Here is a 13497-nt window from a genome sequence, read left to right on the forward strand (position 1 = left end):
GTAGAAGGATAAACAAACTGCTTTTATTTCCAAAAAATAAATATCGCAATATCAGTCGTCGATATAATTTTTTTGTCAATTTATTTTCAATCACCATTTATATAACCCCTTTTGGTCAAATTGCAGCCTGTCTGAAATTCTCCACTAAACGATCATATTAAAATAATACCTATTCCAATATATAGAAGGCAAAATAAAAATACTGTATCCCTTTATGGAAGACAGTATTTTTAAATTTAATGAATATAATCGATCTATTAAATCCACTTAGCAAACCAAGCTACATAATATGCTGCAGGGATAAATAGAAGTTGAGCCACAATTGTCCCCAAAAATTTAGAGCTTATCATCGTCAGAGAATAGCTTTTTAAGTAAATGTAATCGGTTTGCTTTTTCATTACCCGATCAGCTAACACCGAGGCTTTGGGATCAATAAACAATGTCAAAAGTATCGTAGCTATACCATTGATAATCCCTGATGACATCAATGCTGCCTGAGCATAATCTTTAGGAACTAACATTGACGCATAAATAGAAGATAGTACTCCGATTGTAAAAACAGCTGAAATGATGACATTAATCACAAAGAGCCGTTTTGGAATGGTTTTTAAGGTAATTCCCTTCAGATAGGCAAATCTCGGCATCCTTAAACACATAAAAACTTTTCTCAAGCCTTTTCGATTAAATTGATGAACAAACAGCGCAATGATTGAACCACGTTGATTTGAAAGTTGAACAATGGCTCTTGAAAAGATATTGATGAATGTTGGAAATAAAAGTATCCCCAACAAAACCCCTATGGAGGTCACAGCTATTAAGATCCTATACTGTTCCTCGATAAAGTGCAATTTGTTTACATCAGGGGCCTCTGCAATAAGTTTTGCTGTAAGAGGTTGTTGAATCATTGTAGAAAACCTTGAAACAATCACCAATGTACTAAACAAAGATAAAGCAGTGGCAATTAATCTTACCCTTGCTCCTGAAATTCTTGTTGAATAAGCTAATGTTTCAATCATTGTAATAATCAATAAAAACAGAGAGATAATGATAACTTTTCCTGAAATGAGTTCCATAAATAACCCCTAAAAAAATATGATAGCCGTATTATAAACTAAATTATTTTCTTTTGAAATTATTAGAAGAGAGAGTAGAAGGATTAATTCGTTTGGTATTTCAATCTTAATCATTGCTCAAATATGATAACTTCTCTTTAATGGTGAAGTTTCACATCCCTTGTGAGTCTTTTAGAAAAGTGGTTAAATATTCAACATTGGTTATTTTTTTATTGCATTCTCTGCTATCGGCGCAAATAAGATTTCCGATGGACTTGTAATAATCTGGGTTCTTTGGTTTTTTCGCTTTTGTTACGGTGGAAAAATAGGCAACCTCACCAAAGCAATTGCAGAAAGAACAAAGATTTTTTTTACTAGTCGGTGCAAATTCGCATTCAATGCCGACCATTTTCCCCTCCAGCTCATATACTATAAATTTTTTATTGGATCTTATGTCGTTCCAGCTTAAATAGGTCAGCTGGCTGTGGTCTATATTTGATAAATCAGGCATCTTTAATTTTTTATGTTTCGGAAACATTTTTTTCAATTGCTGTTCGGTGATTTTTGGAAAGTGCAGCAAATAGTCCGAAAGATGCTGAATATATTGTTCATACTCTTTATCTGTTTTCAATCTCGAAAGATCCAACATTTCTTGTTGTTCCAATGATGCATTTGGAAATAGGTCGGAAATTTTGGCATTGGCTAGGTCAATCACAGCAGCCAAAACGTTTTGGGGTACGTTCTTTTTGGTACTGTCCTTAATGATAGCAATCTGTTTTTTTATATAATTTAATTGTTCATTTTTAATAAATTTTTCGGTCATCTCTTGTATCTCCATTCATTTTGCTGAAGTCTCTTTACACTTATTATAAAAAATAAATGGAACTTCAAAAATGGATAAAATGACTTAGAAACGTTTTTTACATAAAAACAGCACTGATGAAGGATTTTCACCAGTGCTGCTCTCCTACTTTTTATGTGAATAAACAATTTTCTTAATCGTTTCAGGTGAAAGATAATACTCCTCAGCCAGTTGCTGGATGCTGGTGCCACTTATAAAAGAATTTCTAATGGCAGTATTTCGACGGTCAAGCAGCCGTCTTCCGCCACTTGAAGTTCCCCATTTCCGATACTCCGTTTCCTGTTTAGGGATATAAAGGGTTTCTCCCTGAATATACTTTTGGATTTCCACAATTAGCTTTTCGGGTAAAACTTTGCTTGCATTCATATACTTCAATTTTGCTCGCCCCTTATTTGATTTTGATTAAAATAAGGTGCAAAGCCAAAATATTAGAAAAGCTTGTTAAGCGATAAAATTAAATGTTTCGCCCCATGCAAAGTATCGCCTTTCTAATAATAGGCTTTGCATGAGTGGAAGAAGTACCAGACAATCTAACGTGATTCTCCATCTGTACGCACCCCCTTTAAAAATTAATTATAGCGTAATTCAATGAGCTCATCTCACCTTTTTTTTAATTCCCATTTTAACATATCATTCACTGTTTCAATTTTATTCATCTTTAACTTTTCTAACACCTTAATGGATGGAATATTATCATGTAGGCACTCAGCAACTACTTTATCTACATGATCATTTGTAAACGCCCAGTTAATAATTTCTTTTACGGCTTCAGTCGCATAGCCTTTGTTTTGTGCTGAAGGGATCATTCCATATCCAACTTCAACTGTATTCTCTGAATTAGGTTTACCTTTAAATCCAATATCACCAATAATTGTATTGTTTTCTTTATTGATAACTAGCCAAACACCCCAACCTAATTGAGTAGAATCCTCTCTAAGTTTCTCCAAAAACATCCTTATATGAGTGCCTATTTTGTATTCTTCTGGTGAAATCGTTGATAATAAATCATCTGTGCAAGGAACGATTTTTAGTCTTTCTGTCTGTAATTCCATCTTCATACACCTCGTAGATTATAATAAGTATGGGGTTTTTCTAAATATTTTCTATAAAACTCTATAATTCCCTTTAAATTCTCGAGATTAATTTTATTCTTCTTTCACTAAACTCCAGTGGTGGAAGTAGTGAATTTAACGGTTAACTATATCTATTAAGCTTCATTCTGCCACTTTAGGGCCATATTATTGAACCGATTTAAATTCTTTTGACAGAAAAAAAATAAAATAACCCACCAACCATCCAGTATGGTTCCCAAAAGAATAGTCTCCAAAAGGTAGCATATAAGTCCAGGTCAAATTCCAGAATACTTTAATAACGCCATAAAATAAAAAAAGTGCATGAAGTCAGTACTCCATACACTTTTAAAAACAAAAGATGCCCAAAAATACTGTACCTTTTTAAGTAGTATAGTATTTTTGAAGTTAATGAAGATAATCATAAATATTTTTTGCTAGCAATAAGCAGGTAACGGCAATAAACAATGCACGAACATAGCCGCTTCCTTTTTTGATTGCAAATTTTGAGCCGCAAATGGCACCAGCAAGCTGTGCCGCTCCCATGATTAATCCATACGTGTAATTTACTTGTCCTAGAAACATGAACATGAACAACGCGGCAATATTACTGCCAAAGTTTAAAAACTTTGCGTTCCCCGCAGCTTTTAAAAAATCAAAACCAACCAATAAAAAAGAAAAAATTAAAAATGAGCCTGTCCCAGGGCCAAGGAATCCATCATAGAAACCAATCGAAAAAATAGCAATCGTAAAAATAATAAAATGTTGGATGGACAGTTTCTTTGGACTTGAAATGCTCCCCCAATCTTTCTTAAAAATCGTATAAATAGCAACAGCGGCAAGCATGACCAGCATCAATGGCTTAAGCACTTCAGGATTTATCAAATGTACAGTCCACGCACCAAGCATCGAACCAATAAAAGTGAGCGGAAATAATTTATAAACTGACTTAATATCAAGTTTACCAGAACGATAAAACATAAAGGTACTCGTTAAAGAACCGATCGTTGATGCTAGTTTATTGGTCGCTACTGCTCCTGCCGGATTCAGCCCTGTAAATAATAATGCAGGTAGTGCAATCAGGCCGCCGCCCCCTACAACGGAATCAATAAATGATGCCAAAAATCCGAAAAGAATCAAAATCATTAATAACGTTGGGTCTAAGTCAAGATGCATTTCATTCAACCTTCCTAATAGTCACTACTAAAATAGTAACTAATCAATTGCTTATTGTAAATAGGTATTGTAAATTTGAAATATAGGAATGAAAATTGGAGGACAGAAAAAGTGGACGACATCGTGCAACGGCTCAAAAAATTAGGTTTTAACGAATACGAAGCTAAATCTTATTTATCCCTTGTAAAACAAGGCCCTGTCACAGCCTACCAAGTCAGTAAAGAGTCAGGTGTTCCAAGAGCACGAATTTATGAAGTGTTAAGTAATCTTGTTGAAAAAGGGATTGTCTTAAAGGAAGTAATTAATGATACCACTCGTTATTCCCCTTTGCCCGTTGAAATTTTTTTGCAGAAAGCTCAATCAGAGTGGCAAGCGACTTATACAGAAATAAGTGATTCATTAAGAAAGTTAGAAACTTCAGCGAAAAAAATGGACAATCGAGTTATTTCTTTAAAGGACTATAAAACAATCATAAGCTATTGTCAGTCATTAATTAAAAAAGCAAAAAGTCGTATTGTTATTTCGATGTGGGACGATATGTATGAGGTGTTGAAAGAAGAACTGGCTGCGGCGGCGGCTGATCAAGTCAAGCTACATGGTATTACATTACATGTTGAAAATCCTATTAAAAATCTAGAAAGCCATCGCATTACAACTTTTACTGAAACCCCTTCTACAGAGCGTTGGTTTATTTTATCCATTGATTCTACCGAGATGATTTATGGACCATCCATTGAGGAGCGTAGTGTTGCTTTTTATACAAATGACCCTGTCCATATTTATTTATTAGAGGATTATGTGTGGCACGATGTGCTAGTAAACCGACTTGTCCGACGCAGCCAAGACGATCTGGACAATTGGATTACCACTGAGCGGAAAGCCTTTTTTATGGAAAAATAAAGGGAATGCCCCTTTCCTCAAAGAAATAGGCAATCAATCACTTATCATTAAGAAAATACAACCATACACGACTGGCAATGAAATAAGCTTTAAATATTACTATAAATAAATCATTCTCATAATGCGAATAATGATAAAAAATGTGTACAAAGAGGGTTTTTTATTGAAAAAGCTTACGCTACTATCTCTTATTTGTATCATGTTTCTTACCGCATTGGAGAAGCCGCCAAAAGTCGTACCATTTTTACGACCAATCGTAAGTGGGCTCGCAGAACATACTAATGTCCCAGTTTTATTGCCTACCTATTGGAAGGGTCAAAAGGCAAAAAAACATACTTCTGTTATTGTTAAAGCTTATGAAAATGGGTACACGATTTATTTTGTATCCACGGCTAAACCTTATCGAGCAAATGATCCCGTATTATATCATTCACCTGAGTCAAATCGAATCGGCGACCTATCTGGAAACGTTGGAACTATGATACCTGGCGAACGACTGAGTGGTTTAGTCTTTTACAAAAAGAAGGACGGTGCTAAATTATGGATACAGCCGTGGATTAGATCGGTCATTTACGCAAAGCGCGGACCGTGGGCTATGCATTTTGATGGGGATAATGGAGATGAGCCGTATCAGCAGGCAGATGACTTGTTTGAAGCGATGAAGAAAGTCAATTGGCTAAAAAACAAAGGCATTCATGAAGGCTATATTTCCGTTATTGGCACGAGGCTTGATGCATATACAAACATTGCTTGGGATTCAGGTGATGGATTTGTTTATAAATTTTTTTATAAAGGTCCCATTAAGGAAGCCGTAAAAATCGTCGATAGTCTAAAAAATGTTGAGTGAGCAACCTTAAGCGGAGAATTTCCGGTTAAATCCAGAATGAAGCTTGTTTCGAGGGAAATAAGGGAAGTTTTTCCGTTTATGCACAGCAAAATCCCCCATTTTTGAATTTTTCGGGTCAATAGGTGGAATCTCTCCGTCTATTTCAGCCTTTTTTAATATAAATTACTAATTTAGCGGAATTTTTCCGTCTATTTATCAGCTCGGTTGCTTAACCTAATCCCCCAAAAGATAAGTGAGGACCCTATTGATTCTGGATACGGAATTAGCATAGAGGCTTTGCCTATTCCAATCCGGGAACTCCCACAGATACTCTTTTTTATTTGTAAAATACCAATTTGTTGCATATAATAAAGGTATACAGCATAGCATAAAAAAAGGGATACTAGCGCCAACTAGCATCCCTAATATACAGCCACACTGCATGAAGTGCAGTGACCGCCAAGCTATATTATGAGCAAAGAAGTAACCATTACCCTTTTACACTGGCAGGTGCGGGGGGAAGGTTACTTCTTTTTGAAGAGAGCGATTAACACTGAGATAAATGTTAGAATAAACATTCCAAATCCAAACATCAGAGTCATTGCTTCAACAAAAGTAACCATCAGCGGCCTCACCCCCCTTCAGAGGAAGTCGGTTAATACCACCACCTTCCACAAAAGAAAGTTCACGGCCACTGCTCACCCCGCTATGCAGCTGTACACCTTTATTATATCATTCGCCCCTACCCAGCCACAATTTTTATCATGATTAATGCCTCACTTCTATATAGCCACAACCGAAAACAAAATAATTTCCTTATAAAGTTCCTTTCAATTTGATTAATTAGCTACCCTAGCCTTCACTTCTTTTGAAGAATTATCAGCTTGCTTCTTCCAAAATAATGTAAGAACTATTCCCAACGATAATATCAACGTCGCAAAATAGTATGGGTAGTTGATATCGATATCAAATAACATCCCCCCTAGAATGGGTCCACTTATGTTCGCTAAACTTGTAAACATAGAGTTCATTCCACCAACAAAACCTTGTTCGTTCCCGGCGATATTTGAAAGATATGAGGTAACTGCCGGACGGAATATATCGAATCCAACAAAAACAAGAAATGTAACAAGTAAAATAGAGAAATAGGAATGAACAACCGTCATTAAAAAGACAAGTATGGCTGATAAAATGAGGCTATATTGAATCAGTTTAATTTCACCCCAGATTCGTGTCAGCCTATCAAATAAGACGACTTGTGAAACTGCACCAAGGACAGCGCCACCCGTGATGACTATTGCAATATCGGATGGTTTAAACTGAAATTTGTGGTCCACAAATAGACTAAAGAACGATTCAAAAGCCGCTAAACCAAATGAGGCAATAAAAATTAACAGAAACGCAAGGAATAATTTTAGGTCCATTATACGTTTGAAACCAACCTTACCATCTCTGACTTGTTTATGATTATCTTCATTACGATTAGGTTCAGATAATAAAAGGATAGAAAGTGTAGCTGCAATAGTTCCCAGTGCTCCTGCAAAGAAGAATGGCATACGTGTTCCAAATTCCGCTAAAAATCCACCAATACCTGGCCCAATAATAAATCCTGTACTAATCGCGGCAGACATATAGCCTAATGCCTTCGGACGAGTATCCAAATTTGTAATATCAGCAATAAAAGCTGTCACAGCTGGCATGATGAACGCAGCACTAATTCCGCCTAAAAGACGAGAAATCATTAGCATTTGAATGTCTTTGCCGATCCCAAATAAAAATTCTGAGATGCCAAAAATAAATAAGCCAATTACAATCATAATTTTCCGACCCCAAATGTCTGCCGCTTTCCCTGCAAATGGCGAAACAATCAATTGAGCAATAGCAAACGACGCTGTTAAATAACCAACTGTTGTTCCAGTTATGTCTAATTCATTCATCAATGTCGGTAAAACTGGAATGACAAGACCAATTCCCAAAAAGGCGATGAATAAATTCATTAATAATAATCCCAAGGTGACCTTATTATTCTTCACTTTTACATTCTCCTTAACAAAACTAACTACAGCAAACCACTTCATTTTGTTTACCATCATTTGTTTACAATTCCCATCCTAGTGTATATAGTTACTATATAGTCAAGGGCGGTGCTGTAAAAAATGGATAAAAAAAATGGCAAGTATTTAACTACTGGGGAATTTGCGAAGCTTTGTAAAGTAAACAAACAGACACTCTTTTATTATGATCAAATTGGACTGTTGTCTCCCCTATGGAAAAATGAAAAAGGCTATCGTTTTTACTCCATTCACCAAATAGAGCTATTTTTTGTTATTGATTTATTAAAGGATCTTGGTATGTCGCTAAATGATATTCAACAATACATGAATAATAAGTCGCCTGAAAGTTTTTTATCGTTAATGTATCAACAAAAACAAGAGATTGTAAAAAAGCGTCAGGAGATTGAAATGAAGGAAAAAATGATCGATGCTAAAATAGCATTAATGGAAGAAGCGTCGCACCTTGATTTTCAACAAATGACGCTTAAACAATTACCAGAAGCAACACTTTATCTAAGTAAAAACATTGAAAATATAACGGATGAAGAATTTGTAGAGGTTATTTCGGATTTTATTAATGAATTGAACATATCCCAACTTGATTCAGGATATCCAATAGGCGGTATAACAAAACGGGAGCATGTAATGAAGGGAGAATTCTCTAATTATAGCTTTTTATATATTGAGCAGCCCCATCCAAAGGTTGGATATCCCTATTTCCAGGCTGTGAAAGGTAATTTTCTTATTGGGTATCATATTGGGGATGAGAAAACATTACATAAAACCTATAAGCGGCTTTTTTCAGAAATGGAGCGTTTACATTTAGCCTTAGGAGAGTATGTTTTTGAAGAATATATTTATGATACAGTTGTAATGAATGATAAGGAACATTATGTGACCAAAATTATGATACAAGTGGAACAAAACTCTGGAGGATAAGATGAAAATATATGTTGATGCAGATGCTTGTCCGGTAAAAGATATTATTATCTCTGAAGGTACGAAGGCTGATATTCCTGTGATCCTTGTTACGAGCTTTTCACATTTTTCTAATGCGGAAAAACCAGCAGGAGTGGAAACAATTTATGTTGATTCTGGAGCAGATGCTGCGGATTATCGGATTATGAAGTTAGCAGAAAAAGGAGATATCATTATTACGCAAGATTATGGTCTTGCTTCACTCGGTTTAGCAAAAGGGTGTACGGTCCTTCACCATACCGGGTATAGCTATACAAATGAAAATATTGACCAATTACTTCAAGCACGTTATTTAAGTGCAATGGCTCGAAAAAGTGGAAAGCGTACAAAGGGACCAAAACCTTTTACATCTGAAGATAGAGAGAAGTTTAGGGTGCTTTTTAAAAGAGTGATTTCACATTAATAAGGAACCGTCAGTGAAAGGACAACAGTTTCATACGACTATTGTCCTTTTACATTCATCTCTATCTTGTTCTCTTATTTCAAGGTTTCAGCTAATCATATCCCAAAAATGCTATCAAGAACGGATAATGGAGTTTCGTATTTATAGCCAAAATCCCTTCCGGTGTAATAAAATACGGGATTTCTCAGGTTATTTGTAAATGATTTTTCTTTTTCCAATTCTTTTTCCAGCTGGTCCAACGAATCATCCATTTGGCTCTGAATACCCTTCTTACCTTCGCCAATAAATTTAACGGTTACAGAGGCAATCTGCTCTTTTCCTCTCATGATAAATATATCCCGACCACCGTCCGAAAAAGCTTTTAGATGAAGATCATCGAAAGAAACTCTAACCTTATCGTTCCTTTTTCGAATCACAAAGCCCCTTTCACGAAAATAATTCTCAAAGCTATCTAAAAATTCCTGAACTTTGCTATGTAACCCGGGTTCAACAATGGCTTGGAATAACTCCTGATTTTGTTCCTTTACACGGTTTAATTCGACTTTTGCGTCTTCGATCTCTTTCCTATTCATGTTCATTCTCCTCGTTCTTTCATTCCAATCTATTGTAACGTGAAACCATTCTTAATGCCATTTTTCATAGGCAAACCGCTATAATAGGAATATACCGAACCTTTTTATGGAGGATCCACATGGACAAGGAAAATCAGGATTTTCATGAAGAACAGCCGGATTGGGAAGCTTTTTTAACAGAAGAAGAAGAGGCAATGGAATGGGAAAAGGATAAAGCAAAGCGGAAAAAGCGAAGAAAAATTGCTGCTAAAATCGTAAGTTTACTATTGGTGTTTGCCATGTTAATCAGCGGATTAGGGATGTGGTTTGATGTCTTTAATCTGCCTGCCATTCGTTTTGTCAAGGTGTCCAATCAGCTTTCGAAGAAACAGGAAGTGAAAGAATACAAAAAAGCAGTCGTCACCTTGGAATGGGATGGTGTTAAAGGAACAGGCTTTAATATCGCTCAAAATGGTTTAATTGTAACAAATGAACATGTTGTTGAAAAATCAAATCGAGTAAATGTTCATTTTAGCAACGGTGATTCCTTTGCGGGTAAGGTCATTGCCAAACGGCCGGAATGGGACCTTGCCATTGTTGACATTGAGAAGGCAAAAAAACTGCCCCTCCTGCCGGTTGCCGCTGAAAAAGACTGGGAGAAATGGGCAGGCCAGAAAATACTTTTTATCGGCAACCCGTTAGCTTTTACACAGATTGCCAATGAAGGAACCTTCATTAGCCCGGTTCTCGTGAACGGATTGGATATTCCCGTTATGATGATTGAGGCACCGATCTATAAAGGAAATAGCGGCAGTCCAGTAATTAATCAGGATGGCAAAGTTATCGGAGTCATTTTTGCGACATTGCAAAACCCGGAAATTGACACTAAAGAAATCATTGGTGCAGCCGTTCCCTCCTATTACATTCAGCAGATTGTGGAAAAAATTAATGAAGACAATAAGCTGGAGGAACAGTTCTGATGGAGTGTAACCAATATTGAACTTCAGTACTACTGAATCCAAATTTAATGATGCACGAGAACCGTCCCCGTGCATCTTAAACCCTATCATACGCTGTTGGAGGTGATTCCAACCAACTTTTATCAATTAAGATATTCATACCGTCGTCAACAAATAAGCCTATGTTTATTAGCGTTCTTGCATACAACACATCTATATCTCTTCTTGCCGTTACCGCTAGTGAGTTTCCGAATGACCTGATCTTCATCGCAAACATGTCAACTTTATGAAATAGCATGATTTTATCAGAAAACGGCGGATATGTAGATGATGTTACCAAATGATTTAGGTACGCAGGTGATGGTAAGTGTTCAACGTGAAGTTTTTCCTGATATTGCTTTACCGCTTTATCAGTCATGGTTAAACCTCGTTTAAATAAAGCCTTTATCTTTTCATCTTGAACTATTTGATGAAATCCCAATAATAATGCCAAACTTGTTGTGTTATTCTCAATGTTATCCCAAAGATGGATGATTTCTAATGCCTGTAATGGTCGGACATCACCAATAAAGCCATTTAAGTAACTTTGTTTATCAATTTTTTCTATACCAACCGGTGTAGGAATGATGGGAGGTTCTGCAATGAACTTTTTTCCCATTAAAACATCATTAACTTGCCCTAATAGGACGGTAGTACATTGATTACAATAAACAAAAAACTCCCTTATATCCTCCCTCATTACTAATGGAACTGCAACTGCATAAAGGCTCAAACCTGCCTTAGCAGCATATTTTAAATAGTGAACATAAAATTCATCTGCGTATAAACGGGGGGCACCAAGATTTACATCATCTTTAGTAAATCCATTTGGGATCGGAAAATTTTCGTTATTAAAAAATCCTTCTATCCTCTGCATGAAATCCTTTGATAAAGCTAAACCATTTTCCAATAGCACCCTAATATCTTCATCGTCACAATGTTGATGGAAATAACTTAAGATTTGAATGGACATGCTGTTACCCATATAGGTAGCCCAAAGTTTACCAACTTCAAAAGTAGTAAATGGTTTTGTCTCACCTAATATTTTGGGATTTAAATTTAGTGGTTTCATTACATTCATTGGATTTAAATCTTTATCCGTGGTCATCATTAATTCCCTCCCGCTTTATCGTTATGATTTCCATTAGAAAATAATTTAATTCCAACAAACTTTTCCTAGATGAGGATGGGTGAGGCATGGGGACGGTTCTCAGAGGCATGGGGACGGTTCTCATGCATCATTTTAGCATTAAAGGTCAGCCAAAAAAGACAACCTAAAATAGTTGTCTTTTCATAGGGTATCAACGCATTAGCAATATGACACTAGATATTTTATGATAAAAAGCATGATGAAAACTTATATAAGGAGAAAAGTCATGCTTAATGAAGAGTATGAATTGCTTTTAAAGAAATCTGTTGAGGTAGCTCCCGATTGGTTAAAGAAGGATGTCGAAAGCATTGTGAGTAAGGACCCTCATGCAGGCATCAGCTATCTCATTTCAGAATTGCATCACACCTATACATTTAGCATCAGACATATTTTATCGGCAAGCCATTTATCTAGTGAGTGGTCACAGGTTTCAAGAGAGTGACTGAATTTTATTGATAATAACATTGATATTATTGTTGCACTTTACAATGAAACAAAGAATTAAGTAGTAATTCAAGTGTATTGAAATTCTCAAAATAATACATAAATCAATTAGAAAATGGTAAAACTATGGCGACATGCCAGGTTTTTGAAGCTTTTATGGGGACATGCCAGGTTTTTGAAGCTTTTATGGGGACTGTTCTATTGTAATGTTTCATTTTGGTTTGGACAGGAGCAATCCTCTATAAGAACTAGTACAAGATGATGCACGAGAACCGTCCCCATGCATCACCAAGAGAATTTATAGGTTTTTATTCCGTTTCCTACCTGATAGATTGTTACTGTCACTGGTTTGTCTGCAATGTTTTGCTCGATATACCTTTTTACATGTTACCTACGAAGTTTTCTTCGGCGCTTTCTACACCGTATACATAAAGTTTATGACTATTGAGATAGTCTGTATTAGTTGTTAATGTCCAATGACCACTATCTACATATTCTTTAAATAGTTGTTGTTGGGTCTTTTGAGGAACTACCGGCTCATGTTCTACTGGCTTTTCAATTGGAGCAGGTTGTGCGGGATGTTGTTCTATTACCTGTGGCTGCGGCTGTTCTACATTCGGTTTTTGTTCTGTTTGTCGAGTTTGTTCTACTTGTAGTTTTGGCTGTTCTACAGGTTGATTTTTAGGTTTTTGAGTTCGTGGTGTTTGTTCAATTTTCTTATTTTCTTCTTGCTCTGGTTGTTTAGTTTGATTATTATTAGGTGTTTGTTTATTTTGTTCTACTGGTTCTCCTGGTTTTTCCTCTTTAACCACGTTTATCTTTTCATTTTTCATTTCTACTTTTTCTTTCTTTGGTTGCTCTGAGCTCTCCTCTTCTGTTGCTGACTTACCACAACCAGTTAATAATCCTATTGTTAAGAAAACTGATAGTATTTTTTTCATAAGATATTTCCTCCAATAAACCTCGTACAAATTTATTATTCTTAAGATGAGGCATGGGGACGGTTCTCATGCATCATTTTAGCCTTAAAGGT

At 35.9% G+C, this 13497-nt stretch carries 16 protein-coding genes; 7 read left to right on the plus strand and 9 right to left on the minus strand.

Features of this window, described 5'->3' with window-relative positions:
* Nucleotides 1-257: 257 nt before the first annotated feature.
* From ACNQGS_RS18800 to ACNQGS_RS18820, 5 genes are all read right to left on the minus strand, one after another.
* Complete coding sequence (locus ACNQGS_RS18800; protein WP_491488675.1) at nt 258-1073, minus strand: lipid II flippase Amj family protein; 816 nt, start codon at nt 1071-1073, stop codon at nt 258-260.
* 151 nt (nt 1074-1224) lie between these two features.
* Nucleotides 1225-1875, minus strand: coding sequence for a FusB/FusC family EF-G-binding protein (locus ACNQGS_RS18805; RefSeq protein ID WP_491488676.1), 651 nt, complete (start codon nt 1873-1875; stop codon nt 1225-1227).
* A 144-nt stretch (nt 1876-2019) separates the two neighbouring features.
* A complete protein-coding gene (locus tag ACNQGS_RS18810; RefSeq protein ID WP_491488677.1) occupies nt 2020-2289 on the minus strand; it encodes a CD3324 family protein in 270 nt (89 codons plus the stop codon).
* Nucleotides 2290-2513: 224 nt separating this feature from the next.
* Nucleotides 2514-2966, minus strand: coding sequence for a GNAT family N-acetyltransferase (locus ACNQGS_RS18815; protein WP_491488678.1), 453 nt, complete (start codon nt 2964-2966; stop codon nt 2514-2516).
* A gap of 426 nt (nt 2967-3392) precedes the next feature.
* Entirely contained in the window at nt 3393-4160 is a 768-nt protein-coding gene (locus ACNQGS_RS18820) for a TSUP family transporter (RefSeq protein WP_491488679.1), read from the minus strand.
* A 111-nt stretch (nt 4161-4271) separates the two neighbouring features.
* Here ACNQGS_RS18820 and ACNQGS_RS18825 point away from each other — a divergent pair, with 111 nt between their 5' ends.
* The 3 genes from ACNQGS_RS18825 to ACNQGS_RS18835 all read left to right on the plus strand — a co-directional run bounded on the left by ACNQGS_RS18825 (nt 4272) and on the right by ACNQGS_RS18835 (nt 6654).
* On the plus strand, nt 4272-5060 hold the full coding sequence (locus ACNQGS_RS18825; protein ID WP_491488680.1) for a TrmB family transcriptional regulator: 789 nt from the start codon (nt 4272-4274) through the stop codon (nt 5058-5060).
* Between the two features lie 163 nt (nt 5061-5223).
* The gene (locus ACNQGS_RS18830; RefSeq protein ID WP_491488681.1) at nt 5224-5907 is read left to right on the plus strand and encodes a hypothetical protein; all 684 of its coding nucleotides are present in this window, start codon (nt 5224-5226) and stop codon (nt 5905-5907) included.
* Between the two features lie 450 nt (nt 5908-6357).
* On the plus strand, nt 6358-6654 hold the full coding sequence (locus tag ACNQGS_RS18835; RefSeq protein WP_491488682.1) for a hypothetical protein: 297 nt from the start codon (nt 6358-6360) through the stop codon (nt 6652-6654).
* Between the two features lie 71 nt (nt 6655-6725).
* Here ACNQGS_RS18835 and norA read toward each other — a convergent pair whose 3' ends face one another.
* Nucleotides 6726-7919, minus strand: coding sequence for a multidrug efflux MFS transporter NorA (gene norA / locus ACNQGS_RS18840; RefSeq protein WP_491488683.1), 1194 nt, complete (start codon nt 7917-7919; stop codon nt 6726-6728).
* A 123-nt stretch (nt 7920-8042) separates the two neighbouring features.
* Here norA and ACNQGS_RS18845 point away from each other — a divergent pair, with 123 nt between their 5' ends.
* The gene (locus ACNQGS_RS18845) at nt 8043-8879 is read left to right on the plus strand and encodes a MerR family transcriptional regulator (protein ID WP_491488684.1); all 837 of its coding nucleotides are present in this window, start codon (nt 8043-8045) and stop codon (nt 8877-8879) included.
* 1 nt (nt 8880) lies between these two features.
* The gene (locus ACNQGS_RS18850) at nt 8881-9321 is read left to right on the plus strand and encodes a YaiI/YqxD family protein (protein WP_491488685.1); all 441 of its coding nucleotides are present in this window, start codon (nt 8881-8883) and stop codon (nt 9319-9321) included.
* 95 nt (nt 9322-9416) lie between these two features.
* On the opposite strand, the gene ACNQGS_RS18855 is transcribed toward ACNQGS_RS18850, so the two are convergent.
* A complete protein-coding gene (locus tag ACNQGS_RS18855; protein WP_491488686.1) occupies nt 9417-9893 on the minus strand; it encodes a hypothetical protein in 477 nt (158 codons plus the stop codon).
* Nucleotides 9894-10012: 119 nt separating this feature from the next.
* Here ACNQGS_RS18855 and ACNQGS_RS18860 point away from each other — a divergent pair, with 119 nt between their 5' ends.
* Complete coding sequence (locus ACNQGS_RS18860; protein WP_491488687.1) at nt 10013-10852, plus strand: S1 family peptidase; 840 nt, start codon at nt 10013-10015, stop codon at nt 10850-10852.
* Nucleotides 10853-10928: 76 nt separating this feature from the next.
* Here ACNQGS_RS18860 and ACNQGS_RS18865 read toward each other — a convergent pair whose 3' ends face one another.
* Nucleotides 10929-11978 carry a DUF3231 family protein gene (locus ACNQGS_RS18865; protein ID WP_491488688.1) on the minus strand — a complete coding sequence of 350 codons (1050 nt, stop codon included), beginning with the start codon at nt 11976-11978 and terminating at the stop codon, nt 10929-10931.
* A gap of 268 nt (nt 11979-12246) precedes the next feature.
* Here ACNQGS_RS18865 and ACNQGS_RS18870 point away from each other — a divergent pair, with 268 nt between their 5' ends.
* Nucleotides 12247-12462 (plus strand): hypothetical protein, encoded by a 216-nt coding sequence (locus ACNQGS_RS18870; protein WP_491488689.1) that lies wholly within the window; start codon nt 12247-12249, stop codon nt 12460-12462.
* Between the two features lie 382 nt (nt 12463-12844).
* Here the strand turns inward: ACNQGS_RS18870 and ACNQGS_RS18875 are convergent, their stop codons facing one another.
* Nucleotides 12845-13405 carry a hypothetical protein gene (locus ACNQGS_RS18875; RefSeq protein WP_491488690.1) on the minus strand — a complete coding sequence of 187 codons (561 nt, stop codon included), beginning with the start codon at nt 13403-13405 and terminating at the stop codon, nt 12845-12847.
* Nucleotides 13406-13497: the final 92 nt, after the last annotated feature.

Source organism: Neobacillus sp. PVCKKU3 (assembly GCF_058323225.1).

Bases quoted from the DNA above. Each gene is read 5' to 3' on its own strand.
- ACNQGS_RS18865 (WP_491488688.1), bottom strand. From the start codon at position 11,978: ATGACCACGGATAAAGATTTAAATCCAATGAATGTAATGAAACCACTA.
- ACNQGS_RS18815 (WP_491488678.1), bottom strand. From the start codon at position 2,966: ATGGAATTACAGACAGAAAGACTAAAAATCGTTCCTTGCACAGATGAT.
- ACNQGS_RS18875 (WP_491488690.1), bottom strand. From the start codon at position 13,405: ATGAAAAAAATACTATCAGTTTTCTTAACAATAGGATTATTAACTGGT.
- ACNQGS_RS18805 (WP_491488676.1), bottom strand. From the start codon at position 1,875: ATGACCGAAAAATTTATTAAAAATGAACAATTAAATTATATAAAAAAA.
- ACNQGS_RS18850 (WP_491488685.1), top strand. From the start codon at position 8,881: ATGAAAATATATGTTGATGCAGATGCTTGTCCGGTAAAAGATATTATT.
- ACNQGS_RS18855 (WP_491488686.1), bottom strand. From the start codon at position 9,893: ATGAATAGGAAAGAGATCGAAGACGCAAAAGTCGAATTAAACCGTGTA.
- ACNQGS_RS18870 (WP_491488689.1), top strand. From the start codon at position 12,247: ATGCTTAATGAAGAGTATGAATTGCTTTTAAAGAAATCTGTTGAGGTA.
- ACNQGS_RS18835 (WP_491488682.1), top strand. From the start codon at position 6,358: ATGAGCAAAGAAGTAACCATTACCCTTTTACACTGGCAGGTGCGGGGG.
- ACNQGS_RS18860 (WP_491488687.1), top strand. From the start codon at position 10,013: ATGGACAAGGAAAATCAGGATTTTCATGAAGAACAGCCGGATTGGGAA.
- ACNQGS_RS18820 (WP_491488679.1), bottom strand. From the start codon at position 4,160: ATGCATCTTGACTTAGACCCAACGTTATTAATGATTTTGATTCTTTTC.
- ACNQGS_RS18845 (WP_491488684.1), top strand. From the start codon at position 8,043: ATGGATAAAAAAAATGGCAAGTATTTAACTACTGGGGAATTTGCGAAG.
- ACNQGS_RS18800 (WP_491488675.1), bottom strand. From the start codon at position 1,073: ATGGAACTCATTTCAGGAAAAGTTATCATTATCTCTCTGTTTTTATTG.